The organism is Geodermatophilaceae bacterium NBWT11 (assembly GCA_014218215.1).
GTDB lineage: Bacteria > Actinomycetota > Actinomycetes > Mycobacteriales > Geodermatophilaceae > Klenkia.
The window spans coordinates 1,802,758-1,827,984 of sequence record CP043652.1; the positions used below are offsets into that span (position 1 = coordinate 1,802,758).

23 protein-coding genes are annotated in these 25,227 nt (G+C 75.5%); 7 read left to right on the forward strand and 16 right to left on the reverse strand.

The features are described from left to right. Positions 1 to 1,515 (reverse strand): TldD/PmbA family protein, encoded by a 1,515-nt coding sequence (locus F1C76_08640; GenBank protein QNG36652.1) that lies wholly within the window; start codon positions 1,513 to 1,515, stop codon positions 1 to 3. A gap of 76 nt (positions 1,516 to 1,591) precedes the next feature. On the opposite strand from F1C76_08640, the gene F1C76_08645 reads away from it, so the two are divergent. Continuing rightward, positions 1,592 to 2,059 (forward strand): low molecular weight phosphotyrosine protein phosphatase, encoded by a 468-nt coding sequence (locus F1C76_08645; GenBank protein ID QNG39110.1) that lies wholly within the window; start codon positions 1,592 to 1,594, stop codon positions 2,057 to 2,059. Positions 2,060 to 2,062: 3 nt separating this feature from the next. On the opposite strand, the gene F1C76_08650 is transcribed toward F1C76_08645, so the two are convergent. Then, complete coding sequence (locus F1C76_08650; GenBank protein ID QNG36653.1) at positions 2,063 to 2,431, reverse strand: hypothetical protein; 369 nt, start codon at positions 2,429 to 2,431, stop codon at positions 2,063 to 2,065. Beyond that, complete coding sequence (locus F1C76_08655; GenBank protein ID QNG36654.1) at positions 2,428 to 3,729, reverse strand: amidohydrolase family protein; 1,302 nt, start codon at positions 3,727 to 3,729, stop codon at positions 2,428 to 2,430. The genes F1C76_08650 and F1C76_08655 overlap by 4 nt, the downstream gene beginning before the upstream one ends. Positions 3,730 to 3,787: 58 nt before the next feature. Between F1C76_08655 and F1C76_08660 the strand changes: the two genes are divergently transcribed. From F1C76_08660 to F1C76_08670, 3 genes are all read left to right on the forward strand, one after another. Then, on the forward strand, positions 3,788 to 4,504 hold the full coding sequence (locus F1C76_08660; protein QNG36655.1) for a DedA family protein: 717 nt from the start codon (positions 3,788 to 3,790) through the stop codon (positions 4,502 to 4,504). 111 nt (positions 4,505 to 4,615) lie between these two features. Beyond that, a complete protein-coding gene (locus F1C76_08665; GenBank protein ID QNG36656.1) occupies positions 4,616 to 6,370 on the forward strand; it encodes an AAA family ATPase in 1,755 nt (584 codons plus the stop codon). Beyond that, positions 6,367 to 6,981 carry a hypothetical protein gene (locus tag F1C76_08670; GenBank protein QNG36657.1) on the forward strand — a complete coding sequence of 205 codons (615 nt, stop codon included), beginning with the start codon at positions 6,367 to 6,369 and terminating at the stop codon, positions 6,979 to 6,981. The genes F1C76_08665 and F1C76_08670 overlap by 4 nt, the downstream gene beginning before the upstream one ends. A 62-nt stretch (positions 6,982 to 7,043) precedes the next feature. On the opposite strand, the gene F1C76_08675 is transcribed toward F1C76_08670, so the two are convergent. From F1C76_08675 to F1C76_08690, 4 genes are all read right to left on the reverse strand, one after another. After that, the gene (locus F1C76_08675; protein QNG36658.1) at positions 7,044 to 7,877 is read right to left on the reverse strand and encodes a carbon monoxide dehydrogenase; all 834 of its coding nucleotides are present in this window, start codon (positions 7,875 to 7,877) and stop codon (positions 7,044 to 7,046) included. A 92-nt stretch (positions 7,878 to 7,969) separates the two neighbouring features. Then, on the reverse strand, positions 7,970 to 8,830 hold the full coding sequence (locus tag F1C76_08680) for a xanthine dehydrogenase family protein subunit M (protein QNG36659.1): 861 nt from the start codon (positions 8,828 to 8,830) through the stop codon (positions 7,970 to 7,972). Then, complete coding sequence (locus F1C76_08685) at positions 8,827 to 11,304, reverse strand: molybdopterin-dependent oxidoreductase (protein QNG36660.1); 2,478 nt, start codon at positions 11,302 to 11,304, stop codon at positions 8,827 to 8,829. The genes F1C76_08680 and F1C76_08685 overlap by 4 nt, the downstream gene beginning before the upstream one ends. Further along, positions 11,301 to 11,807, reverse strand: coding sequence for a (2Fe-2S)-binding protein (locus F1C76_08690; GenBank protein QNG36661.1), 507 nt, complete (start codon positions 11,805 to 11,807; stop codon positions 11,301 to 11,303). Before F1C76_08690 ends, F1C76_08685 begins: the two co-directional genes overlap by 4 nt. Positions 11,808 to 12,074: 267 nt before the next feature. Between F1C76_08690 and F1C76_08695 the strand changes: the two genes are divergently transcribed. After that, on the forward strand, positions 12,075 to 12,911 hold the full coding sequence (locus F1C76_08695) for a carbonic anhydrase family protein (GenBank protein ID QNG36662.1): 837 nt from the start codon (positions 12,075 to 12,077) through the stop codon (positions 12,909 to 12,911). Positions 12,912 to 12,917: 6 nt separating this feature from the next. Here F1C76_08695 and F1C76_08700 read toward each other — a convergent pair whose 3' ends face one another. From F1C76_08700 to F1C76_08740, 9 genes are all read right to left on the reverse strand, one after another. Continuing rightward, on the reverse strand, positions 12,918 to 14,216 hold the full coding sequence (locus F1C76_08700) for a GAF domain-containing protein (protein ID QNG39111.1): 1,299 nt from the start codon (positions 14,214 to 14,216) through the stop codon (positions 12,918 to 12,920). 96 nt (positions 14,217 to 14,312) lie between these two features. Beyond that, complete coding sequence (locus F1C76_08705) at positions 14,313 to 15,569, reverse strand: multidrug effflux MFS transporter (protein ID QNG39112.1); 1,257 nt, start codon at positions 15,567 to 15,569, stop codon at positions 14,313 to 14,315. Between the two features lie 120 nt (positions 15,570 to 15,689). After that, a complete protein-coding gene (gene mftF / locus F1C76_08710; protein ID QNG36663.1) occupies positions 15,690 to 17,117 on the reverse strand; it encodes a mycofactocin system glycosyltransferase in 1,428 nt (475 codons plus the stop codon). Positions 17,118 to 17,149: 32 nt separating this feature from the next. Continuing rightward, positions 17,150 to 17,752, reverse strand: coding sequence for a class F sortase (locus F1C76_08715; GenBank protein ID QNG39113.1), 603 nt, complete (start codon positions 17,750 to 17,752; stop codon positions 17,150 to 17,152). Beyond that, positions 17,749 to 18,585, reverse strand: coding sequence for a DUF4397 domain-containing protein (locus F1C76_08720; protein ID QNG36664.1), 837 nt, complete (start codon positions 18,583 to 18,585; stop codon positions 17,749 to 17,751). The genes F1C76_08715 and F1C76_08720 overlap by 4 nt, the downstream gene beginning before the upstream one ends. A 20-nt stretch (positions 18,586 to 18,605) precedes the next feature. Beyond that, positions 18,606 to 20,159, reverse strand: coding sequence for a hypothetical protein (locus F1C76_08725; protein ID QNG36665.1), 1,554 nt, complete (start codon positions 20,157 to 20,159; stop codon positions 18,606 to 18,608). Then, positions 20,159 to 20,743, reverse strand: a complete 585-nt coding sequence (locus F1C76_08730) for a hypothetical protein (GenBank protein ID QNG36666.1) — start codon at positions 20,741 to 20,743, stop codon at positions 20,159 to 20,161. The genes F1C76_08725 and F1C76_08730 overlap by 1 nt, the downstream gene beginning before the upstream one ends. 166 nt (positions 20,744 to 20,909) lie before the next feature. Beyond that, entirely contained in the window at positions 20,910 to 21,608 is a 699-nt protein-coding gene (gene mftE / locus F1C76_08735) for a mycofactocin biosynthesis peptidyl-dipeptidase MftE (protein ID QNG36667.1), read from the reverse strand. Next, a complete protein-coding gene (locus F1C76_08740; protein QNG36668.1) occupies positions 21,602 to 23,560 on the reverse strand; it encodes an FAD-binding protein in 1,959 nt (652 codons plus the stop codon). The genes mftE and F1C76_08740 overlap by 7 nt, the downstream gene beginning before the upstream one ends. 4 nt (positions 23,561 to 23,564) lie before the next feature. Here F1C76_08740 and F1C76_08745 point away from each other — a divergent pair, with 4 nt between their 5' ends. Together F1C76_08745 and F1C76_08750 are read left to right on the forward strand one after the other, a co-directional pair. After that, complete coding sequence (locus F1C76_08745; GenBank protein ID QNG39114.1) at positions 23,565 to 24,614, forward strand: iron-siderophore ABC transporter substrate-binding protein; 1,050 nt, start codon at positions 23,565 to 23,567, stop codon at positions 24,612 to 24,614. A 29-nt stretch (positions 24,615 to 24,643) separates the two neighbouring features. After that, a complete protein-coding gene (locus tag F1C76_08750; GenBank protein QNG36669.1) occupies positions 24,644 to 25,126 on the forward strand; it encodes a pyridoxamine 5'-phosphate oxidase family protein in 483 nt (160 codons plus the stop codon). Positions 25,127 to 25,227 lie beyond the last annotated feature (101 nt).

A 25,227-nucleotide genomic window follows, 5' to 3' on the forward strand; every position in this document is an offset into this window, starting at 1 on the left:
TCACTGGCCGCCCTCCTGCACCGTGTTGAGGATGGTCGTGTTCTCGAACAACGCGCTCGGGCAGCCGTGGCTGACCGGCGCGACCTGCCCGGGCTGGGCCTTGCCGCAGTTGAACGCCCCGCCCAGGACGTAGGTCTCCGGCCCGCCGACCCGGCTCATCGAGCCCCAGAAGTCGGTGGTCGTGGCCTGGTAGGCGACGTCCTTGAGCTGGCCGGCCAGCTTCCCGCCCTCGATCTTGTAGAACCGCTGGCCGGTGAACTGGAAGTTGTAGCGCTGCATGTCGATCGACCAGCTCTTGTCGCCGACCACGTAGACGCCGCGGTCGACGCCGGCGATGAGCTCCTCGGTGGAGGGGCCGTCGGGGTCGGGCTGCAGGCTCACGTTGGCCATCCGCTGCACCGGCACGTGCGCGGCGCTGTCGGCGAAGGCGCAGCCGTTGGAGCGGCCCATGCCCTGGAGCCGGGCCATGTTGCGGTCGATCTGGTAGCCGACGAGCACGCCGTCCTTCACGATGTCCCACTGCTGGCCGGCGACGCCCTCGTCGTCGTAGCCGACGGTGGACAGCCCGTGCTCGGCGGTGCGGTCACCGGTGACGTTCATCAGCGGCGAGCCGTACTGCAGGCTGCCGAGCTTGTCGACGGTGGCGAACGAGGTGCCGGCGTAGGCGGCCTCGTAGCCCAGCGCCCGGTCGAGCTCGGTGGCGTGTCCGATCGACTCGTGGATGGTGAGGAACAGGTTCGAGGGGTCGACGACGAGGTCGTAGCGGCCCGGCTCGACGCTCGGGGCCTTCGTCTTCTCCCGCAGCAGCTCGGGGATCTCGGCGAGCTCGGCCCCCCAGTTCCACGTGGAACCGGTGAGGTACTCCCACCCGCGCCCGGCCGGCGGGGCCAGCGTGCGCATCGACTCGAAGGCACCGGTGGACCGGTCGACGGTCAGCGCGGTGAAGGTCGGGTGGATGCGCACCCGCTGCTGCCGGGTGCGGGTGCCGGCGGTGTCGGCGTACCACTTCTGTTCCTTGACGGCCATCACGTCGGACTGCACGTGCTCGACGCCGTCGGCGGCCAGCAGCCGCTCGGACAGCTCGACCATCAGCCCGGTCTTCTCCGCCTCGGGGACGGCGAACGGGTCGATCTCGTAGGCCGAGACCCACTCGGCGTCGGGGTACACCGGCTCGGGGGCCAGCTCCACCCGGTCGGTGTTCACCGCCGCCGAGACCTGCGCGACCACGACGGCCTCCTCGGCCAGCCGGACCGCCTCCGCGGCGGTCAGCACGACCCCGGCGGCGAAGCCCCAGGTGCCCTCGTGCACGACCCGGACGGCGAGACCGAGGTCCTCGCCGTCGGCAGCGGCCTCGACCCGTGCGTCCCTCAGCCGGAGCGTCTGGGTGCGGATGCGCTCGACGCGGATGTCGGCGTGCTCGCAGCCCAGGTCGACGGCCCGGGTGAGGGCCGCCTCGGTGAGCGCGGAGAGGGGGAGGGCCAGGAAGGACTCATCGACGGAACGGGGTTCTGCCACGCGTCCTGTCTACCAGCAGGCACCGACAGGAGAGACTGGGTTCGTGAGCACTGCTACCGACCCGTACCGCGTCTCGATGGTCTGCCTGGGCAACATCTGCCGCTCCCCGATCGCCGAGGTCCTGCTCCGGCGGATGGTCGAGGACGAGGGCCTCGCGGACGACGTCGTCGTCACCTCGGCGGGCACCGGCGCCTGGCACGTCGGCGGCCCGATGGACCCGGGTTCGGCCGCGGTGCTGCGCGCCCGGGGCCTGGACCCCGACACCCACCGCGCCCAGCAGATGACCGCCGCCGTCGTCGAGCAGTACGACCTGCTCGTCGCGATGGACACCAGCAACCTGGCCGACCTGCAGGAGATGGTCGGGGACGCCGACCACCCCCGGGTGGTCCTGCTGCGCGACTTCGACCCCGACGGCGCGGACGGGCAGTCGGTGCCCGACCCCTACGGCGGCGGGCCCGACGGCTTCGAGACGGTCTACGCCCAGGTCGAGGCGGCCTGTGCCGGTCTGGTCACCGCCCTGCCGGGGTTCCTCGCCGACCGCTGACCGTCAGCCGGTGACGGTCACCCGCAGCTCGACGTCGTCGTTCTCGGTCGCGCACGGCCCCTCGTCGCAGTCGGCCGAATAGCTGAGCACGGTCACGACGACGTCCCCGGGGGCCCGGCCGGTGAACAGCCGGGGGTCGGCCCCGTCGGGGGCCAGCACGGCGTCGTCCGAGGACGACGCGCTGGTGAACCGCTCAGCGGGGGTGTCGAAGCCCGGCAGGAGCGCGCACTCCCCGACAGCGAGGGTGACGCCGTCGTCCAGGTCCACCGGCTCGCCGCCGTCGGGACAGACGGCGACCGGGGTCGGATCTCCGTCCACGGTGGTGCCGCAGCCGGTGGCCAGCAGCGCCAGGACGACGACCGCCCGCCTCACCCGCGGGCCTCGGCCGCCAACCGGAGCGCCCGCTCCTGCACCTGGGCCCGCAGCGCCGCCTCGTCCACCGTGGTCGAGACGCCGTCCCGGACGACCTGCCGGCCGGCGACCCAGGTGTCGCGGACGTGCCGGGAGCCGACCGACCAGACCAGGTGGGTGAGCAGGTCGGCGGGCTCGGCGACCGGGACGAAGGCGATGTCGTCGCTGTCCACGTGCACCAGGTCCGCCCGCCGGCCGACCGACAGCTGGCCCAGGTCGGGCCGGTCGATCGCGGCCGCAGCGGCGCCGGTGGCCAGCCAGAACGCCTCGGGCGCGGTGATCGCGGTGGCGTCCCGCTCGCGCAGCCGGGCCAGCTGGGCGGCCAGCCGCAGGTCCTCGAAGAGGTCCAGGTTGTCGTTGGAGGCCGGCCCGTCGGTGCCCATCCCGACCCGGATGCCCAGGTCGAGCATGTCCCGCAGCCGGGCGGTGCCGCTGGCCAGCTTGGTGTTCGAGCCGGGGCAGTGCGCCACGGCGACGTCGTACTCCCGCCACAGCTCGAGGTCGCCGTCGTCCATGTGCACGCAGTGGTTCCCCAGCACCCGCCCGCCCAGGACGTCGTTCGAGGCCAGCAGCTGCGGCACGCTGAGCCCGTGGGTGGCGAGCAGCTCGTCGCCCTCGGTGGCGGTCTCGGCGACGTGGACGGTCAGCAGCAGGTCGTGCTCCCGCGCCGCGGTGGCGGCGTCCCGGAGCACCTCCAGCGGCACGGTGTAGGCCGAGTGCGGGCCGATGCCGAACTCGACCTGCGGGTCCGCGGACGCCGCCAGCGTGACCGCGGTCTGCAGCTGCTCGTCGAAGGTGCCGAACCCGGGCAGCCCGATGAGCGGGTTGGCCACGATCGCCCGCGCCCCGGTGGCCCGCACCGCGGTGGCGATCCGCTCGGGCTGGAAGTACATCTCCACGCTGGTGGTCACCCCGTGCCGGAGCATCTCCGCCGACGCCGCGGTCATCGCGACCTCGACGTCGTCGGGGGTCAGCCGGGCCTCCCGCGGCCACATGACCTCGCGCAGCCACCGGTCCAGCGGCAGGCCCTCGCCCTGACCGCGGAACAGCACCATCGGGGCGTGCGAGTGCGTGTTGACCATGCCGGGGGTGAGCACGCCGGACAGCGCGAGGACGTCGGCCTCCGGGGCGGCCGGGGCGTCGGCGGCCGGCCCCACCCAGGTGATGACGCCGTCCTCGACGTCCAGCACGGCATCGGGGACGACGGTCCCGGCCCGGTCCCCGACGACGACGGCCCGGGCGGTGAAGCGCTGCAGCATGCCCGCAGACGCTAGTGCCCCCGCCTCCGGGAGCCCCGACGCCGATACCGTGGGGCGCATGTCCGTCCTCGCCGCCGCTGCCGACGCCGACCAGGGGGGCATCACCGGGTGGTTGCTCGACGTGGTCCAGACCCTGGGTCCCGTGGGCGTGGGGTTCGCCATCCTGCTGGAGACCGTGGTCCCGCCGATCCCCAGCGAGGCCGTCCTCGGTCTCGCCGGCGTGCTGATCAGCGAGGACACGAGCCTGCTCGTGCCGATGGTCGTGGCCGCCACCATCGGGTCCGTCCTGGGTGCGGCGGTGCTGTACCAGATCGGCCGCTCGTTGGGCCCCCGTCGCTCGCACCTCTTCCTCGACCGGCTGCCGCTGGTGAAGACCGAGGACGTGGACCGCACCTTCGACTGGTTCGTGCGGCACGGCCGGTCCGCGGTCTTCTTCGGCCGGATGGTGCCGATCGTGCGCAGCTTCGTGTCGGTGCCCGCGGGCGTGGTGAAGATGCCGTGGCCGCAGTTCCTGCTCTACACGCTGGCCGGGTCGCTGATCTGGAACAGCCTGCTGATCGGGCTGGGGGTCGCCCTGGGCCCGGTCGTCAACGACTACCTCCACTACGTCGACTACCTGATCTACGTCGCCGTCGTCGGTGCCGTCGCCTGGTTCGTCTACCGGGCCGTGAAGGAGAAGCGCGACCAGCGCCGCACCGGCCCGCCCGGACGGCACGCCGCCGACCGGGTGGTGGAGGCGCACGGCGACGCCGAGGACCGCGACTCCCACGCCTGACCTGGCCTTCCCCCGTCGGGTGATCGGACGCGCCGGGACCGCATCCCTGCACTAGCGTGATCACGCGCCGGCAGGGGCCGGCACACCGAGTGACCACCTGGGGGCCCACCCGTGTCCGACCGCCCTGACGACGCCCGCGCTGACCACGCCGCGGGTCCCGCCGGAGACGGATCGGGGGCACCGGCGCCCTCGGACGACGCCGAGCGCCGCACCGACGGCGACCGCTGGCAGGCCTCCGTGGCGAGCTGGTCCCCCGGCGGGGACGACGCAGGACCCACCGAGTCGACCCGGGAGATCCGGCTCGACGGCGGTGCCCCCGGGTCCTCGGGCAGCGGCGGCTCCTGGGAGCAGTCCTGGCCCGCCGACCAGTCCTCCTCGTGGCAGCAGCCCACCTGGGAGCAGCCGTCCTGGGAGCAGAGCGGACAGCAGCCCACCACCCCGGAGCCGCAGGCCTGGGGCACCCCGACCGACGACCGCTCCTGGGAGCAGGCCTCCCGCGACCAGATCGCCAGCTGGCAGCAGCCGCCGTCCTGGCAGCAGGCCGCCGACGCGGAGGCCGGTGTGGACCGCAGCGACCAGCGCTCGTGGGAGCAGACCCCGGACGCCCCCGCACCCCAGCCGACCTGGCGCCCGGCCGAGCAGCCGCCGGCCAACCCGCCGTCGTGGGAGCAGCCCGCGCCGGCCCAGCAGCAGGCACCGCAGCAGCCGGCACCGCAGCAGCAGTACGCACCGCCCCCGCCGCAGCAGGGCGCCCAGCAGAACGGCCAGCAGTCGTGGGGCCAGCAGCCCCCGGCCGGTGGCTCCGGCAGCTGGGGCAGCCAGGGCAGCACCACCGGGTGGCAGCCCGACAGCCGCCCCTCCGGTCAGGGCGGGCAGCACGGGCAGCGGCACAGCCCGCCGCAGCTCCCGCCGCCCGGTCCGCCGCCGTCGCTGACCTCCCAGTCGCTTCTCCGGCAGACCACCCAGGCGCCCACCCGCGGCTGGCGCCGGTTCGTGCACAAGGCCTCGGGCGGCAGCTTCAACCCGGGGCTGTCACCGGCCGAGATCGAGCACCGCGCGATGGTCGCCCGGGTGACCACCCCGGTGCGCGGCAGCAACCGCATCGCCGTCGTCTCGCTCAAGGGCGGCATCGGCAAGACCACCACCACCTGCTGCCTCGGGCTGACGCTGGCGCACCACCGCGGTGACCGGGTGGTCGCCGTCGACGCCAACCCCGACGCCGGCACGCTGGCCGAGCGGCTGACCAACGTCACCGACGTGACCGTGCGCGACCTGCTGGCCGGGGCCTCGCAGATCCGGTCGTTCACCGACGTCTCGGCCTACACCTCGCTGGCCGGCCGGCTGCAGGTGCTGGCCAGCGACCAGGACCCGGCGCTCTCGGAGGCCTTCTCCGAGGAGGAGTACACGACCGTCGCCGACATCCTGGCGCGGTACTTCAACTTGATCCTCACCGACTCCGGCACCGGCCTGCTGCACTCGGCGATGTCGGGCACGCTGGCGATCGCCGACTCCCTCGTCGTCGTCGGCGCCCCGTCGGTCGACGGCGCCAGCCGGGCCAGCAAGACCCTGGACTGGCTGATCGCGCACGGCCACGAGGAGCTGGTCTCCCGCTCGGTGGCGGTCATCTCCAGCGTGCGCCCGAACACCGGTGACGTGGACATGGACATGGTCCGCGACCACTTCGCCGCCCGGTGCCGCGCCGTGGTGGAGATCCCCTACGACCAGCACCTGGTCACCGGTGGGCTGATCGACCTGGACCGGGTCGGCGAGCCGGCCCGCCGGGCCTACCTCGAGCTGGCCGCGCACGTCGCCGACGGCTTCTCCCTGCCCCCGCTGCAGCGCAGGCCCAAGCCCGCCTCCGCGTGACCCGCCGGGACGTCGACACGCCCCTGGGCCCCGCCCGGGTCACCGTCGACGACCCGGCCGTCCCCCCGGTGGGCACGCTGCTGCTCGGGCACGGCGCCGGCGGCGGCATCGAGGCCCCCGACCTGCTGACGACGACGACAGCGGCGGTCGCGCTGGGCTGGCGGGTGCTGCGGGTGGAGCAGCCGTGGCGGGTGGCCGGCAAGCGGATCGCCGCGGCGCCGCCACGGCTGGACGAGGGCTGGCGAGCGGTGCACGCCGCGTGCGCGGACCTGCTGGCCGGCCCGGTCGTGTTCGGGGGCCGCAGCGCCGGCGCCCGGGTGGCCTGCCGGACGGCGGGCGAGCTGGGTGCGGCGGGCGTGCTGTGCCTGGCCTTCCCACTGCACCCGCCGGGGAAGCCGGAGAAGACCCGGATCGCCGAGCTGGCCGGCGTCGTCGTCCCCACGCTGGTGGTGCAGGGCGCCACCGACGCCTTCGGCGGCCCGGACGACGTCCGCACCGCCCTGGCCGGGCACCCAGCGCGGGTCGTGGCCGTCCGCGGGGACCACGCGCTCAAGCCCGACCAGCCCGCGATCGCCGCCGCCGTCACCGCCTGGCTGCCCACCCTTAGATGACGAGACGCGCCCTCCTCGTCAGCAGAGCTGACGAGGAGGGCGCTTCCTGTCGGGCGGGGGGATCAGCGCCGGCGGCGGACGATCAGCGCGACCAGGATACCGAGCACCGCGACGGCGGCGGCGGGTGCCGCGAACCGGGTGAAGGCGGCGCCGCCGGCGACCTCGAGCAGGTCGATCGGCTCGGGCTCGGACTGCGGCGCCGGACGGGGCTTGGTGGGGGCCTTCGTGGTCTCGGCGAGCTTGTCCGTCGCGGTGGCCGCGGCGTCGAACGCGGCCTCGCCGGCCTTGCGGGTGGCGTCGGCGACCGGGTTGTCCCCGTCGACGGAGGCCACCGACGCGGCGACCTCCTCGGCGGCACCGGTCATGGTCTGCGCGGCGTCGGCGGCAGCGGCCTTGACGGTCGGCTCCTGCTGCTCGGCAGCGGCGGCCTGGTCGAGGGCGTGCTGCTCGTCGCTGGTGCCGAGCTGGGCGGCGAGCCGGTCGGCGAACTGGCCGAGCAGCTTGTTGCCCACGTCGGTCATCACGCCGCGGCCGAACTGGGCCGGCCGGCCGGTGATGTTGAGGTCGGTGAGCACGTTGACCCGGGTGGAGGAGCCCTCGTCGGCGAGCACGGCGGTGACGACGGCGGCGGCGGTGCCGTTGCCGCGCTGGTCCTTGCCGCGGGCGTCGATGACGGCCTTGTGCGCGACGTCGTCCTTCTCGATGAAGGACGCCTTGCCGGCGTAGGTCAGGTTGATCGGGCCGAGCTTGACCTTGACCCGGCCGGTGAAGTCGTCACCGGTGACGGAGTCGAGGGCGGCGCCGGGCATGCACGGGGCGATCCGCTCGATGTCCAGCAGCACCCGCCAGGCGTCGTCGATCGGGACGGGGACGATGAACGAGTTCTCCAACTGCACGGCTGGACCTCCAGGTTGAGGGAGCGGACAGGCGACCGGCCCGCCCCCGCAGGGGACGGGCCGGCCGACTGGGTGGGGCCTTGAAACCGACGCTACAGCCCTGCGGCCGCGGTCACAGCTCGTCGGGTCAGCACCCGGGCGAGGTGCTGGCGGTAGTCGGCCTGGGCGTTGAGGTCGCTGCTGGGTTCGGTGCCCTCGGCGGCCTGCGCGGCCGCCCCGGTCACGGTCTCCATGCTCACGTCGGCGCCGACCAGGGCCGCCTCGACCGCGCGGGCGCGGATCGGGGTGGAGCCCATGTTGGTCAGCCCGATGCGGGCCTCGGTGATCCTCGAGCCCTCGCGGCGGACGGCCGCGGCGACGGCCACGATCGACCACGCCTGGGCCACCCGGTTGAACTTCTCGTACCGGACGCCCCAGTCGCTGCCGAGCTTGGGCACCCGGATCTCGACGAGCAGCTCGCCGTCCTCGAGCGCGGTGGTCAGGTAGTCGACGAAGAAGTCGGCCGCCCCCACCGTGCGCCGCGCCCCGCCGGGGCCGGCGATGACGAACTCGGCGTCCAGCGCCAGCGCCACGGCCGGCAGGTCACCGGCCGGGTCGGCGTGCGCCAGGGCGCCACCGAACGTGCCGCGGTGCCGGACGGCGGGGTCGGCGACGGTCTCGGTGGCCTCGGCGATGAGCTTCCCGTACTGCGCGACCAACGGGTCGGTGCAGATGTCGTGGTGGGTCGTCATCGCCCCGATGACCAGGCTGTCGCCGTCCTCCCGGACGCCGCGCAGCTCGGCCACCTTCGTCAGGTCGACGATGGTCTCGGGTGCGGCCAGCCGCAGCCGCATGACCGGGATGAGCGACTGCCCACCGGCCAGGATCTTCACGTCCTCCCCGCCGGCGGCGATGGCCTGGAGGGCCTCGTCGACGCTGGTGGGGCGGACGTACGCGAACGCAGCGGGGATCACTTCGCCTCCTCGTAGCCGGACTCGGTGGTGCGGGCACCGCCGTAGGCGTTGCTGCCCTCGGCGGCGCGGTCTCCGCCGTCGCCGCCCTGGTGGATGGCCCGCCAGACCCGCTCGGGGGTCAGCGGCATGCGGATGTCGGACACGCCCAGGTGCCGGACGGCGTCCAGGGCGGCGTTGACGACCGCCGGGGTGCTGGCGATGCAGCCGGCCTCGCCGACGCCCTTGGCACCCAGCGGGTTGTCCGGGGCGGCGTGCGTGGTGTTGCCGGTGTCGAAGTGCGGCAGGTCCATCGCCGAGGGCACCAGGTAGTCCACGAACGTGCCGGTGGTCAGGTTGCCGTCGGCGTCGTAGATGGCCTCCTCGTACAGGGCCTGGCTGATGCCCTGGGCGAGCCCGCCGTGCATCTGACCCTCGACGATGATCGGGTTGACGATGTTGCCGATGTCGTCGACGCAGGCGTACTTGCGGATCTTGACGAACCCGGTGTCGGTGTCGACCTCCATGGCGCACAGGTGGGTGCCGTGCGGGAAGGAGAAGTTCGTCGGGTCGAAGGCGGCCTCGGCGTCGATCGAGGGCTCGATGCCCTCGGGGTAGTCGTGCGCGGCGAAGATCGCCAGGGCGATCTCCTGGATGCCGAGCCCCGCGCCGGGGGTGCCCTTGACGGAGAACTTCCCGCCGCTGAACTCCAGGTCGTCCTCGCTGGCCTCGAGCAGGTGCGCGGCGATCTTGCGGGCCTTGGCGACGACCTTCTCCGAGGCCTTCACCACCGCGGTGCCACCGACGACCAGCGAGCGCGAGCCGTAGGTGTCCAGACCGCGCGAGCTGATCGCGGTGTCACCGTGCAGCACCTCGACGTCGTCGAAGGGCACGCCCAGCTGGTCGGCGACGATCTGGCTCCAGGCCGTCTCGTGGCCCTGGCCGTGCGGGGTGGACCCGGTGACGACCTCGACCTTGCCGGTGGGCAGCATCCGGATGGAGGCCTGCTCCCAGCCGCCGGCGCCGAAGGCCAGCGAGCCGAGCACCCGGGAGGGGGCCAGGCCGCACATCTCGGTGAACGTGGAGATGCCGATGCCCAGCTGGACCGGGTCGCCGGACTCGCGACGCTGCTTCTGCTCCGCACGCAGCTCGTCGTAGCCGAGCAGCTCGAGCGCGGCCTGGGTGGCCTGCTCGTAGTCACCGGAGTCGTAGGAGAGCCCGGCCACCGTGGTGAACGGGAACTCCTCGGCGTTGATCCAGTTCTTGCGGCGCAGCTCCATCGGGTCCATGGACAGCTCGACGGCGAGCTCGTCCATGATCCGCTCGATGGCGAAGGTCGCCTCGGGGCGGCCGGCACCGCGGTAGGCGTCGGTGGGCACCTTGTTGGTGAACACCCCGTCGCACTCGAAGCGGTAGGCCGGGAACTTGTAGATGCCCGGGAACATGAACGCACCCAGTGCGGGGACGCCGGGGGTGATCAGCCGCAGGTAGGCGCCCATGTCGGCCAGCAGCCGCACGCGCAGGCCCTTGACGTTGCCCTCGCGGTCGGCGGCGACGTCGATGTACTGGATCTGGTCGCGCCCGTGGTGGGCGGTCATCAGGGACTCCGAGCGGGTCTCGGTCCACTTGACCGGCTTGCCCAGCCGGCGCGCGATGAGCAGCGCCAGGATCTCCTCGGGGTTGACCTGCAGCTTGCCGCCGAAACCGCCGCCGACGTCGGGGGCGATGACGCGCAGCTTGTGCTCGGGGATGCCGGTGGTCAGCGCCGCCATGACCCGCAGGATGTGCGGGATCTGGGTGGCCGACCACAGCGTGTAGTTGTCCCCGGAGACGCCGACGACGACCGAGCGCGGCTCCATGAACGCCGGGATCAGGCGCTGCTGCACGAACCGGCGGGAGACGACCACGTCGGCGGCGTCGAACGCGGCGTCGGTGTCGCCACCGGTGCCGGCCTCGCCGGCGTCGAAGACGAAGTGGTAGCTGGTGTTGGACTCGGTGTGGGCGTGGACCAGCGGTGCGCCGTCCTTCGTCGCCTCCTCCATGTCCAGGACCACGGGGATGTTCTCGTAGTCCACGTCGATGGCCTCGACGGCGTCGACGGCGGCGGTGCGGCTGCGGGCGACGACGATCGCCACGGCCTCACCGACGTGGTTGACGGTGTCCACGGCGATCGAGGGGTGCCCGGGGTTGACCATGTCCGGGGTGACCGGCCAGGCGCAGGGGATGGAGCCCTGCTCGTCCTTGAAGTCGGCGCCGGTGTAGACGGCGACGACGTTCGGGCGGTCCTTGGCGGCGCTGACGTCGAGGTGGGTGATGGTCGCGTGCGCCACGGGCGAGCGCAGCACCGACATGTAGACCATGCCGGGCAGGACCATGTTGTCGGTCCAGGTGGTCTTGCCGGTGATCAGCCGGGCGTCCTCCTTGCGCAGGCGCGCCGAACCGACCTCCTTGGCCGGTGCCTCCGGGGTCGCGGTGCTCGGGTCCTCGGTGATGGTCATGCCTGTGCTCCCGTCGTCTCGACGGCGTGGGTGCCCGTCGAGCTCATCTCGCCGGCGGCCTGCTGGACCGCCTTGACGATGTTCTGGTAGCCCGTGCAGCGACAGAGGTTGCCCTCGATGCCCTCACGGATCTCGTGCTCGGTGGGGTTCGGGTTGTTCTTCACCAGGTCGATCGAGGCCATGATCATCCCGGGCGTGCAGTAGCCGCACTGCAGACCGTGCTGCTCGTGGAAGGCCTTCTGCATCGGGTGCAGGGTGGCGCCGTCGGCGATGCCCTCGATGGTGGTGACCTCGGCGCCGTCGGCCTGGACGGCCAGCACGGTGCAGGACTTCACGCTCTCGCCGTCCAGGTGGACGGTGCAGGCGCCGCAGTTGCTGGTGTCGCAGCCGACGACCGTGCCGACCTTGCCCAGCTGCTCGCGCAAGTAGTGGACCAGGAGGGTCCTCGGTTCGACGTCGTCCGAGTAGGACGCCCCGTCGACACGCACGTTGATCTGCGTCATGTCCTCCGCCTCGTTGCAGGGTCGTGGCAGCAGTCACCCACCGCCCGTGACCGCAGTGTGCCGACGGACACAGTTCTTAGGCCACGCTTACTTCCGCGCCCTGCCCTCGTGGACACCGCACGAGCGGAGAAGGGAGCCCCGCGTGCACGCACCAGCGGAGGTGCGGCGTCGAGAGCCCCGCACCTCGGGGAGCGCGCAACGTTGCAGCGCTGTTGCAGGTGCCGTCCACGGTCGCGTTGACACCACCACACAGCCGACGCACAGTGGTTGTCAAGAGCAACCACACTCCCGGAGGTCCCCGTGCGTCCCGCCGTCCGTCCCGCCAGCGCCCTCACCGCCGCCGCGGTCCTGCTGCTCACCGCCTGCGGGGGGACCGCCGGGAGCGCCGGGGCTGAGGCCGGGGCCGGCACCACCACGGCTGCGGTCCCGGCGGCGGGTGAGCAGTTCGGCTACACCGGGGCCACCGGTCCCGGCGCCTGGGCGCAGCTGGACCCGGAGTGGTCGGCGTGCGGCACCGGGGAGCACCAGTCCCCCATCGACCTGGGCGGCGCCACGCCCGCGGCGCAGTCCGAACTGGGCGTGTCCTACGTGCCGGGCACCGCGGAGCTGGTCAACACCGGTGCCACGGTGCGGGCCGACGAGGCGCCCGGCTCCACCCTCACGGTGGACGGCGTGGGCTACGAGCTCACCCAGTTCCACCTGCACGAGCCGGCCGAGCACACCGTGGACGGCGTCCGCGCGGATGCCGAGCTGCACCTGGTGCACACCGCGGCCGACGGGTCCCTCGCCGTCCTCGGCGTGCTGCTCACCGAGGGCGCGGAGGACGTGGCCCTGCAGCCCTACCTGGACGCGCTCCCGGGCACGCCGGGCGAGACCTCGGCACCGGCGTCGGTCGACCCCGCGGCCCTGCTGCCGGCCGACCACGCGACCTACCGCTACACCGGCTCGCTGACGACGCCGCCCTGCTCGGAGGACGTCGAGTGGCTGGTCCTGCAGCAGCCGGTGTCCGCCTCGGCCGCACAGCTGGCGGGCTTCCGCGCCGTCATCGGGGAGAACGCCCGCCCGGTGCAGGAGACCGGCGACCGGACGGTCACCGTCGGCTGAGCCCGGTCAGCGCGGGCGGGGGCTGCGGCGCAGCCGGAGCAGCTGCCCGGCCGCCGCGGCCCGCCGGGGTGAGCTGACCGGCAGGCAGTCGAGCAGGCCCTGCCAGACCGCGGCGTCGTCGGCGGCGTCGGGGAGCCGGCTGTAGCGCACCAGCAGCTCGGGGCGGCCCGAGCGCAGCACCGCGGCGCGCAGCGAGCCGGCCAGCCGGGCCCGGGCGGTGCGGACGCCGGGGGCCTCCGAACGCGGCAGCACCACCCCGACGTAGCGGTCCAGGGCGGGGGCGACGGCGCCGCGGGCCAGCGCGCGGCGGACCTGGTCGAGGTCGGTGTCCAGCGGGGCGGTGAGCCGGTAGGGCCGGGACCCCAGGAGGTCCTCGCCCAGGATCCGGCGCAACCGGGACAGCTCCGCGCGCACGGTCACCGCGGCCGCGTCCCCCGGGTGCACCTCGGCGGCGAGCTGGTCGGCGCTGCGTCCCTCGTCGGCCGCGGCGGCCTCGGCGAGCAGGAGCAGCAGCTCGGAGTGCCGCAGCGACAGGTCGGTGCGCCCGGCCGGGGTGGTCAGCCGGGCGCGCTCGCGGCCCAGCACCTCGAGCAACGGCCGGGCCAGGGGCGGGACCGCCGACCGGCCGGGGAGCTCCTCGCGGTGCAACCAGCGCAGCTCGGACTCCGCGGCCGCGACCGTGGCGCGCACCAGGGTGAGCACGTGCGGACTGGCCACGTGGTCCCCGCCGGTGACGTCGATGGCGCCGAGGAGCACCCCGGTGACCGGGTGGTGCACCGGCGCGGCCGAGCACGACCACTGCTGCACGGTGCGGCTGAAGTGCTCGCCGCCGTGGATCTGCACCGGGGTGTCCAGGGCCAGCGCGGTCCCGGGGGCGTTGGTGCCGGCGACGTCCTCGCCCCACCGGGCGCCGGCCACGAAGTGCATGGACTCCGCGCGCGAGCGCAGCGCGCGGTCGCCCTCGACCCACAGCATCCGGCCCTCGGCGTCGGTGACGGCCACGATCATCCGGTCGGCCTCGGCATCGGTGACCAGCAGGCGCCGGATCACCGGCATGACCGCGGCCAGCGGGTGCGCCTCGCGGTAGGCCAGCAGGTCGTGGTCGAGCAGGTCGACCGGCGGCGGCGTGCCGTCGGGGTCGACGCCGCTGCCCAGGCTGCGCCGCCACGACTCGTAGACGACCGGCCGCACCTCGTCGCGGCGGACGGCTCCCCCGTGGGTCACCACCGCCTCGTGCGCGGCCCGCAACCGCCGGGCGGCCACCGGGCTGGGCAACCCGTCGGGCAGCGCGAGCCACGGGTTCAGCGTGGTCACGCGACCCGGCCCGAGGGGACTGCCCAGTGGCTCATGTCACCCCATCGTGACCGTTCCGAGCCCGTTGCGCCAGGACGGACGTCCTGCTCAGTCCCCGGACTCCCAGTCGGGCAGCTGCCACGGACGCACCACGGCGGCCAGCACGACGATCGCGGCGGCGAACGCACCGACCATCGTCACGCCCATCGCCAGCGCGTCGTTGCCGAGCACGCCGACCAGGGGGGCCACCAGCGCACCCACGCCGAACTGCACCGCACCCAGCAGGGCGGCCGCGGTGCCGGCGGCCTCGCCGTGCCGGGTCAGCGCCAGGGCGGGGGCGTTGGGCAGGCCGAGTCCGCTGGCGAACAGCACCACCCAGACCGGGACGACGACGCCGACCAGGCCGCCGGTGTCGGTGAGCGCCAGGACGACGAGGACCAGGGCCGCGACCAGGCCGATGACCAGGGCGCTCGCGAGCAGCCACTGCGGCTGGAAGCGGCGCAGCAGCACCGGGTTGAGCTGGGTGGCGGCGATCAGCCAGAAGGCCCCGGCGCCGAAGAGCAGGCCGAACTGCTGCTCGTCGAGGCCGAACTCGCCCTGGTAGACGAAGGCCGAGCCCGAGACGTAGCTGAACAGCCCGGCCATGGTCAGCCCGGCGACGAGCACCAGGCCGACGAAGACCCGGTCGTGCAGCAGGCCCAGGTAGTTGCGGCCGGTGCCGCGCAGCCCGCTGCTGGTGCGGCGCTCGGGCGGCAGCGTCTCCTTCAGCGTGGCGCCGACGGCGAAGACGAGCACCAGGCCGTACAGGGCCAGGAAGGCGAAGACCCCGCGCCAGGAGGTGAACCGCAGCAGCTCCCCGCCCAGCGTGGGCGCGAGCACCGGGGCCGCGCCGATGACCAGGAAGAGCCGGGACAGCAGGGTGGCGGCGGCCCGCCCGGTGTAGAGGTCGCGGACCACGGCGAGTGCGATCACCGCACCCGCGGCGGCGCCCACGCCCTGCAGCACCCGCAGCACCCCGAGGACGGCGATGTTCGGGGCGATCAGCACCAGGGCGCTGGCCAGCACGTGCAGCGCGGTGCCCACCAGCAGCGGGCGGCGCCGGCCCAGCGCGTCGGACAGCGGGCCGATCACCAGCTGCCCGAGCGCGAGGCCCAGCAGGGTGCCGGTCAGGGTGAGCTGGACCGTCGCCGACGTCGTCTGCAGGTCCTCGGTGATCGTCGGCAGGGCCGGCAGGTACATGTCGATCGTGAGCGGGCCGAGGGCGACGAAGGCGCCCAGGGTGAGCACCGTCCGCAGCCGGCTCGGGGTCGCGGCGACGGGGGCGGTGCCCTCGACGGTGCGCGGGGTCTCGGTGGTGGCGCTGATGACGAGCTCCTCGGCTGGTGGCGGCTGGCACGAGGGACGGCGCTGCCCCACAGGTGGCTCCAAGGCAGCACCCGGGACGGGTGTTCCCCGCAACGGACTCCGTCACGCGCTGTTCACCGGTCAGCCCGCCGGCGGCCTCGCGGGCAGCAGCGCCCGGGCGTCCCGGGCCCGGAGCGCGCCCCGCCACAGCCCGGCGCCGTAGGCCAGGTCCTCCAGCCGGCGGGCAGCCACGAAGCGGGGCAGGTCGACGTCCCGGCGGTGCGGCCACCAGGCGCCGACCCCGTCGGCCAGCGCAGCCAGCAGGGTCAGCCGGCGGGCCCGGCCGGACACCGCCAGGAGCGGGAGGACCAGCGGCCAGTGGTGCCGGGTGACCGAGCGGGCCAGCGTGCGGCCACCGGCCCAGGTGCCGCGGACGACCAGGGTGGCGGCGAGCCCGACGGGTGCGGGCTCGCCGGGGCGGGCCAGCCGCCGGGACAGCGTCCGGGTGGCGACGCCGAGCACGCCGGCGCCGGCGACCAGCCCCGGGCGTCCGCCCAGCAGGACGCAGGCCCACGCCGCGGCCGACCACGGGGACATCACCACCGGGGCGACCGCGCTGCCGTGCCGCTGGGCCAGCAGGGCGGCTCCGGTGCCGTAGAACGCCCGGCGGCGCAGCCACTCCCCCGTCGCCCGGGGGTGCTGGTGGTCCACCTGCGCGCCGGGCTCGTAGCGCACCCGCCACCCGGCGCCGGCCAGCCGCCAGACGAGGTCGACGTCCTCGGCGACCCGCATGGTCTCGTCGAACCCGCCGCCCAGCGCGGCCCGCCGGACCAGCAGGGCCGCGCTCGGCACGTAGGAGACCCCCGACAGCGGGGTCACCGGCGCGGGGTGGCGGCCCATGTCCAGCGCGCTGACCGTGTCCTCGTACCCGCCCACCCAGCCGGAGCCGTCCCCGGCCAGGGCGGTGATCCGGGGCGCGACGACGGCCAGCCGGGGGTCGGCCAGGTGCGCGGCCAGCACCCCGAGCCACCCGGGGCGGGGCACGCAGTCGGAGTCCAGGAAGGCCACCGCTGCGGTGCCGGCCGCGCGCAGGCCGGCGTTGCGGGCCGCCGAGGGGCCGCGGGCCACCTCGTGCCGGAGCACGTCGGCCCGGTGTGCGGCGCACACGCGGGCCACGGCGCCGGGGTCCGCCGAGCCGTCGTCGACCACCACGACCGGGACGGCGGCCGTCTGCGGGTCGGCGCGCACCGCGGTGAGCAGGCGGTCCAGGCCCGCCGTGCGGTCCTTCACCGGGACGACGACGGTGACGCCGGCCGGGGTGACCGGGCCGAGCCGCGGGTGGGCGAGGCCGCTGTCGAGCAGCCGCCCGGCCAACGCCGCGGTGGTCGGGTCCGCGACCGTGAGCCCCTCGCCGGCGAGCAGCTCGCGGGCCCGGGGCGCGAGCCGGAGCAGCCGCAGCGGCGAGCCGCCCAGCAACGTCGCCCCGGCGTCCCGGCGCCGGACCCGGGGGTCCAGGGCGACCACGAACCCGTCCGGCAGCCTCGCGTCCGGTGGAGCCGTCACCGGCACGGGCGGACGGGCAGGACGGACACGGGACGAGGTTAGGGGCTGACCCGACTGGCGAAGACGATGGTGTTGTCCTCGTAGGAGCGCACCGACCGGTCGAACTCCCCGCCGCAGGTGATCAGCCGCAGCTGGGCGTCCGGGGTCGGGCCGTAGACCTCGGCGGTCGGGAAGTCGTCCTTGGGCGCGGACTCCACCCGGTCCACCCGGAAGGTCGGGGCGGTCCCGTCGGAGAGCTCGACGACCACCTCGTCGCCGGGGGCGAGCTCCCGCAGCCGGTAGAACACCGCCGGTCCGTCGACGGAGTCCACGTGGCCGGCCACCACCGCCGGCCCCCGCTCACCGGGCACCGTCCCGTCGGCGAACCACCCGGCGCGGTCGAAGTCCACCGGCGCCGCGAGGCTCCCGTCGGGCAGCAGCCCGAGGGCCTCCAGCCCGGTCGCGTCGACCCCGATCGCCGGGACGGTCACCCGGGTCACCGTGGGCGCTGCGTCCTCCAACGGCTGCGGGCCGGGCAGCGAGGTGCTGGCGGCCGGCGCGGGGACCGACGACGGGGCGGCTCCCGGTGCCGCGACGGCACCGCCGCACCCGGCGAGCAGGAGGCCGACGGCGAGCAGGCCGGCGGCCCGGACGGCGCTCAGACCGTCCGCCGGCGGGCCACCACCGGCACGACCACCGCCGCGGCGAGCACCAGGCCGGCCAGCGTCGCCGGACCGCGGTCGGCCGGCGCCGTCCCACCGCCACCGGTCTCCACCCCGCCGCTGGGGGTGACGCCGGTGCCGGCCGCGTCCTGCAGGGCGGTGACCGTGACGGACCCGTCCGGTGCGTCCAGGGCGACCAGGGTGTTCACGCTGCCCGGCTCGACCCGCACGCCGGTCGCCGTCCCCACCTGGGCGCCGTCGGCGTCCACCGCCAACGACCACACCCCGGCCGGGATCTCGGCGTAGCCGGTGGCCGTGGCGAAGGCCGCGTCCCGGGCCAGCACCGGCCCGTCGACGGCGGTGACGGTGACGGAGGGGTGGCTCACCGAGGCCTGCAGCAGCCGGATCCGGGCCTGCCCGTCCGGCGGGGTGCTGAGGTCGTCGGTGAGCACGGTGCCGGTCAGGTCGGCGTTGAGCCCGACCGCGGCCACCGTGTAGGCCTGCCCGTCGGCCACCGTGACCGACTGGGTGATCGCCGGCGGGTCGGCGGCGTCGCCGCCGGCCGGGACCATCGAGGCGGTGTAGGTGCCGGCGGGCACCCGGGTGTAGTCCGACACGTCGCCGTAGGCCACGTCGCTCAACGCCAGCACCGAGCCGGAGTCGCTGGCCGCGGTGAGCTGGACGTCGACCGCGGGGGTGTCCGGGGACAGGTGGGTCAGCCGGACCCACCCACCGGTCGTGCCGTCCGCGGGCGCCGCGGCGGCGACCGCGGGGACCCCCAGGACGGCGAGGGCGGTCAGGGTCAGCACACCGAGTGCGCGTCGGACGGTCATGGTTCCTCCAGGGCGGGTGGTCACGGGGTGCCCAGCAGGCCGGACGGCGGAGCGCCCGGCCAGGTGAGCAGGAGGCCGTCGCCGGTGTCGGCGACGACGGCGGTGAAGGGGGCGGGCTGGGCGCCCACGAGCACGGCGAGCGCCGACCCGGTGCCCACGGGGGAGCCGTCGACCGCGGTGACGAGCACGGAGTCCGCCAGCCCGTCACCGTCGGTGTCCCGGACGGCGGCGACGTCCAGCGTGCCGTCGGCGGCCGCCCGCGGGAGCACGACGAGCACGCGGGGGTCGACGGCACCGGCGGCCAGTGCGGTGCGGACGGCGTCGGTGAGCACCAGCCCGGGGTTGACCGCGAGCTCGGCGCCGACGCCCTGCCGGACCTCGAGCCCGGCGTCGGGCACCGCGGTCGCTGGGGCAGCGGCAGACGCGTCGGCCGCCTCGACCGGGGTCGGAGCCCGACCGGCCGGGACACCGCTCAGCGCCAGGGCGAGGACGACGGCCCCGACCGGGGCCAGCCGCGCGGCCCGTCGGGCACCCCGCCCCCGCCCGAGGGCCAGCTCCAGTGCCGCGGCCGGCAGCACGAGCGCGATCCACGGCAGGACGACGACCAGCACGGTCGGCGCCGCCACCCCGGGGAGGGCGGACAGCGCCAGCCAGCCCACGACGCCGGCGGCCAGCGGGCGGGCCGAGGGCCGGCGGACGAGCAGGAGCACACCCCCGGCGGCGGCCAGCACGGTCGTCACCGGGTCGGCGTCCAGGCCCAGTGCCAGGGGCAGCTGCCCGCCGGGGCCGAGCAGGCCGAACCCGGCGCCGTCGACGAGCGGGCCCGGCGCGGCGCCGAGCCGGGCCAGCCCGACCAGCAGGGCGTACCCGCCGAGCAGCAGGGCCACGGTGCCGACGGCGACGGCCGGCGCCCGACGGTCGGCCGGAGCGTGCCGCACCACCAGCCAGACCACCACGGGCACCGCCAGCAGGGTCAGCGGCGCGGTCAGCACCGCGACCGCGGCGCAGACCGCCGCGGCCGCCGCGGCCCGGGGCCCGGCCCGGCCGCCCACGGCGAGGCAGCAGGCGGCCAGCAGCCAGGGGACGGCGACGGCCTCGGCGGACACCGTGCGGTGCAGCAGCAGACCCAGCGGCGAGACCACCAGCACGACGACGCCGGCCGCGGCGACCGCCCGGGACGCCCCCAGCCGACGGGCCAGCACCCAGGTGAGCGCAACGGTCACCAGCAGCGCGAGGACGGCGACCTCGCGGAGCGCGGCCACGGGGTCGCCGCCGTGCCGGCCGAGCGCACCGGTCCCGGACAGCCAGGCGGCGAGCTGCAGCACCGCGCCCGGCGGCCGCCCGGTCCACACGGGGTCGGCGACCCAGCCGGTGCCCGACGCGACACCCGCAGCGACCCGGGCCAGAGCGGACTCCTGCTCCGGGACGGCCGACCGGCCACCGTGGGAGAGCACGCCGACGACCGCGGCACCGAGCAGCAGGGCACCCAGGACGAGGGCGGACCGGCCCCGCCCGGCGGATGGCCGGCCCTCCCCGGCGGGGCGGGCCGGGCGGGCCTGGACGACGACGGCCATCAGCGCTTGCGCTTGCGCTTGGCCGGCGGGCGGCCGGGAGTGCGGGTCGAGCCGCCGGCGGCCGTGACCCGGGCGGCCGGTCGCTGCGCCGGGCGACGGACGGCGGGCGGGGCGACGACGGGGGCCGGCTCGACGGCAGGCCCGGCGGAGGAGGACGGCTCGGGCTCGGTGGGCTCGGGCTCGGTGGGTTCCGGCTCGGTGGCTCCGGCCTCGTCGACGACGGGAGCCACCTCGGACTCGGCCGCGGGCTCGACGACCGGCGCGGACACCGGTACCGGCTCGACGTCGTCGGTCGCCCGGCCGCGCCGGCCGACCACCACGGCGCCACCGAGCCCGGCGACGAGCACCGCAGCGCCGCCGCCGACGGCCATCCAGGCGCCACCGCGGGACTCCTCCACCTGCTGCACCGGCCGGGCCGGCGTGCTCGGCGCCTCCGTGGTGGGGGCGGTGGTCGGCGTGGGCGTCGTCGTGGCCGGGGGCAGCAGCTGCGAGGGCGGTGCCGGTGCCGCGAGGGCCGCGGAGGCGCCGCCCAGCACGACGGCGACCGCGGCCGGCAGCACCCACGTACCCACTCGGTCCAGCACCACAGGTCCCCCGTCGTCAGCGGGACCACGCGGACCCGCCCTGGTCAGCAGGACTCGATGGTGACCCGGTGACACGACCAGGGTCGGACCCGTCGGTCTCGGTACGGGGCGCCGTGACCCTCCGTGACGGCGAACGGGCTCAGTGATCACACAGAGGACCCTCAGCTCACCCCAGCAGACGGCCCCCGGCGTCGACCTGCCAGTTCCCCACGGCGACGACGAGCCGGTCGACCATCCCCGCGAGGAACCGCGCACCCTCCGCCGCGGTGGCGCCGGCCGGGTCGCCGAGCACCCCGTTCGGGCTCACCCCGCGCACGCCCTCGGCCCGCAGCCGGGGCAGCAGCTCGCCGATCGGGGCCGTTTCTCCCGCCTCGGCCCGGTCCGGCCGCACGGCGTCCGGTTCCACGTGCAACAGCAGCGAGGTCTCGGTGCGCCCGGCGTGCGCGTCGCCTCCCGCCACGCCGCACGGGAACCAGGCGACGTCCCGCCCCTCGTGCCGGAGCAGCGCCACTGCCGCGCGCAGCGCCTCGAGGTTGCCGCCGTGCCCGTTGACCACCAGCAGTCGGCCCGCCCACAGCCCGGCCGAGCGGCCCAGCTCGACGAGCACCGCGGTGAGCGCCTCGGTGCCCAGCGACACCGTGCCGGGGAACCCCTCGTGCTCCCCGCTCGCCCCGTAGGGCAGCGCGGGGGCGAGCAGCAGCCCGGGCACGCGGGCCACCGCGGCGCCGGCGACCGCGGCGGCCACCGTGGTGTCGGTGCCCAGCGGCAGGTGCGCGCCGTGCTGCTCCACCGAGCCCAGCGGGACGACGACGGTGGGCCGGTGCGGCAGGTCCGGGGAGTGCGCCGTCCGCAGCTCGCTCACCACGCCAGCACCACCCGCTCGGCCTCCACCACCGCGGCGGTGGCACCGCGCGGGGCCAGGCAGTCACCGATCCGGTGCACCTCGAGGCCGCCGTCGACGAGCTCCTGCCACAGCTCGTCGGCCGGGGTGGGGGGTGCGGCGGTCACGACCCAGTCGACCACCCGCACCTCCTCGGCACCGGTCGGGTGGTGCAGCAGCCGGACGCTCCGCCGGCCGTCGTCCCGGCGGTGCACGCCGAGGACGACCCGCTCGACGGTCTGGGCGATCCCTGCCGCGGCGGCCCGGCGGTGCCAGAGCTCGCGGTCCAGCGTGGGGCCGAGGTCCTGGGCGGCGACGAACGCGCCGCTGACCACCTCGACCCGGCAGTCCCCGGCGGCCAGCAGCTCGGCGGTCGACGTCGCGTGCGGCCCGCCGAGCTCGTCGACGACCAGCACCGAGCCGGCCGGCGTCACCGCTCCGGTCAGCACGGGGACGACGTCGACCACCCGCCCGTCGTCGTCGGCCCAGGCCGGCCGGGCCGGACGGGCCCCGGTGGCCAGCACGACGACGTCCGGCCGGTCGGCCAGCAGCTCGGCGGCGGTGACCCGGTGCCCGGTGCGCGGTTCCACCCCGGCCCGCCGGCAGGCGTGCAGGTCGGCGGCGACCAGCCCACCGAACCCGGCCCGCCCGGGGGCTGCACCCGCCACCGCGACCTGCCCGCCGACGGCGCCCCCGGCCTCCAGCAGGGTGACCCGGTGCCCGCGACCGGCGGCCGTGGCCGCGGCCCGCAGCCCGGCCGGACCGGCGCCGACGACCACCACGCGGCGGCTGCGCCGGGGGGCGGGCACGACGACGGACTCCCGGCCGGCCCGTGGGCTCACCTGGCAGCCCAGCCAGCGGTTGGCCCCCACCCGGGCGGCGCACTCGGTGTTGCAGCCGGTGCAGGGCCGGACGTCGTCCGCCCGCCCGGTGCGCAGCTTGGTGACCAGGTCGGGGTCGGCGACCTGGCCGCGGACGATGCCGACCAGGTCGCAGGAGCCGGTGGCGAGGGCGTGCTCGGCCTGGTCCGCGGTGACGATCCGCCCCACCCCGACGACCGGCAGCTCGCTGCCGTCGGCGCGCAGGGCGGCTCGGATGTGGGCGGCCAGCGGCAGTGCGTAGCCCGGCGGGGTGGCCATCGAGGGCTCGACGAGGTGCAGGGACTCGGTGGCCACCCCGACGGTGGTGGAGAGCAGGTCGACCCGACCGGTGCCGGCCAGCAGCCGGGCGGTCGCGACGGCGTCCCCGGTCGTCGTCCCGTCCGGTTCGGCGGCGGCCAGTCGGACACCGAGCAGCAGGTCGGGTCCCAGTGCGTCCCGGACGGCGTGCACCACCTCCAGCAGCAGCCGGGCCCGGTGCCCGACCGGCCCGCCCCAGCGGTCGGTGCGCCGGTTGGCGGTCGGGGAGAGGAAGGCGCGCAGCAGCGAGGACTGCGAGGCCTGCAGCTCGACGCCGTCCAGCCCGCCGGCCCGGCACCGTGCGGCGGCCGCGGCGAACGCGGTGACGACGGCGGCGAGGTCGGCGTCGGTGGCCTGCCGGGGGACCTCGCGGAACAGCGCGTCGGCCGCCGGCGAGGGGGCCAGCAGCGGCACCCGGCTGTGCAGCGAGCTGCCCTGCCCGCCGTTGTGGTTGAGCTGGGCGAGCACGAGTCCGCCGTGCGGGTGCACCGCGGCGGCCAGCTCGGCGTACCAGTCCACGATGCCGGGGCCGGTGCCGTCGAGGACCTTCTCGTAGGGCCGGTCGTCGGCGGTGACCGCCTGCTCCTCGGTGATCACCAGTCCGGCGCCGCCCGCCGCACGGGCCGCGTAGTACGCGGTGTGGGCTGCGGTGGGTCGCCGGTCCAGCGCCTGGTTGGTCAGGTGCGCGCAGAACACCACGCGGTTGGGCAGCGTCCGGCCGCGCAGCTGCAGCGGGGCCAGGAGCTGCGGGTGGGGCACGACGCTGACTCTGCCACCGCTGCGCCGACCGGCCAGGTGTGGTGAGGCTTGCCTTACCCTGGCCCCGGTGAAGCGTGCCCTCCTCCTCGTCACCGCGGTGCTGCTGGCCGGCTGCTCCGCCGAGCCGGCCGGGGAGGACTCCGCGGCCTCGGCCGCGGCACCGCCCTCGGGGATCGCCCCGGACGCGCTGCCCGACGGCTACGGCTCGCCTGCTGCCGACGGCGTCTTCCCCCGCACGGTGACCCACTTCGGTGGCACCTCCGAGATCCCGGCCGAGCCCGAGCGCGTCGTCGTGGTCAGCACCGGGCAGCTGGACGGGGTGCTGTCGCTCGGGGTGGTGCCCGTCGGCGCCACCCTCGCCAGCGGGGCCGAGCTGGTGCCCGGGTACCTGGAGACCGCCTTCCCCGAGGTGGACCTGGCCGCGATCGGCTCGGTCGGGCTGCGGCTGGAGCCCGACCTCGAGGCGATCGCCGCGCTGCAGCCGGACCTGGTGCTGGTCAACACGGTGGGCGCCGAGACGATCGGGGCGTCGCTGGCCGGCATCGCCCCGACCGTGGTCACCGAGGGGACCGGGGTGAACTGGCAGCAGGACCTGCTGCTGGTCGCATCCGCCCTGGGCCGCACCGACCGGGCCGACGCCCTGCTCGGAGACCTGCTGGACGACGCGGCCGAAGTCGGCGCCCGGGTGGACGGGCGCACCGTCTCGGTCGTGCGGATCGGCTCGGACCGCACCCGGCTCTTCGGCGTCGGCTCCTTCGTGGGCAGCCTGCTGGCCGCCGGCGACGTCCCCCGCCCGCCCGACCAGCAGTTCACCGGGACCTCCCAGGACCTCAGCGAGGAGCAGCTCACCCTGGCCGACGGGGACCTGCTCCTCTACGGCGTCCAGGCCGGCGCCGAGGACGCTGCGGCGCTGTCCAGCTCGCTCTGGACCGGACTGCCCGCGGTCGCCGACGGCTCGGCCGTGCAGGTCGACGACGAGGCGTGGTTCCTCAACGCCGGGCCGGCCGCGGCGCAGGTGGTGCTCGACGAGCTCGACGCGGCCCTGGGGGGTTGACGCACCCGCCGCGGGGGAACCCCGGCGCCATGACTGAGGACCACACCCGCAAGGTCGCCGAACTGCTGAAGGACGAGCGGATCGGCATGTTCACCACCACCGCTCCCGACGGCACCATGATCAGCCGGCCGATGGCGCTGCAGGAGGTCGAGTTCGACGGCGACCTGTGGTTCTTCGCCGCCCGCAGCTCCCGCAAGGTCACCCACATCACGGCGAACCCGCAGGTCAACGTGGTGGTCGGATCGGGCAGCTCGTGGGTCTCGCTGACCGGTCGGGCCGCGGTGGTCACCGACGACGCGAAGAAGAAGGAGCTGTGGAACGCCGGAGTCGCCGCCTGGTTCCCCGACGGGCCCGACGACGACGAGATCGTGCTGATCGAGGTGGACGGCGACAGCGCCGAGTACTGGGACACCCCCGGCGGCCGCGTCTCGACCCTGCTGAGCTTCGCCAAGGCCAAGGTCACCGGCGAGCCCTTCTCCGGCGGCGAGAACGAGAAGGTCGACCTGCCCTGAGCCCCGTGCAGCCGGCGCACAGCGAGCGCACTGCCCGCGTGCAGCTCGCCGGCGCACGGTGGGGGCACACCACAGGAGGTGCCCCGATGACCGCCATCGCC

Excerpts from the sequence above, each read along its gene's own strand:
- F1C76_08645 (QNG39110.1), top strand. The coding sequence starts at position 1,592 with ATGGTCTGCCTGGGCAACATCTGCCGCTCCCCGATCGCCGAGGTCCTG.
- F1C76_08720 (QNG36664.1), bottom strand. The coding sequence starts at position 18,585 with ATGACCGTCCGACGCGCACTCGGTGTGCTGACCCTGACCGCCCTCGCC.
- F1C76_08750 (QNG36669.1), top strand. The coding sequence starts at position 24,644 with ATGACTGAGGACCACACCCGCAAGGTCGCCGAACTGCTGAAGGACGAG.
- F1C76_08725 (QNG36665.1), bottom strand. The coding sequence starts at position 20,159 with ATGGCCGTCGTCGTCCAGGCCCGCCCGGCCCGCCCCGCCGGGGAGGGC.
- F1C76_08655 (QNG36654.1), bottom strand. The coding sequence starts at position 3,729 with ATGCTGCAGCGCTTCACCGCCCGGGCCGTCGTCGTCGGGGACCGGGCC.
- F1C76_08690 (QNG36661.1), bottom strand. The coding sequence starts at position 11,807 with ATGACGCAGATCAACGTGCGTGTCGACGGGGCGTCCTACTCGGACGAC.
- F1C76_08685 (QNG36660.1), bottom strand. The coding sequence starts at position 11,304 with ATGACCATCACCGAGGACCCGAGCACCGCGACCCCGGAGGCACCGGCC.
- F1C76_08660 (QNG36655.1), top strand. The coding sequence starts at position 3,788 with ATGTCCGTCCTCGCCGCCGCTGCCGACGCCGACCAGGGGGGCATCACC.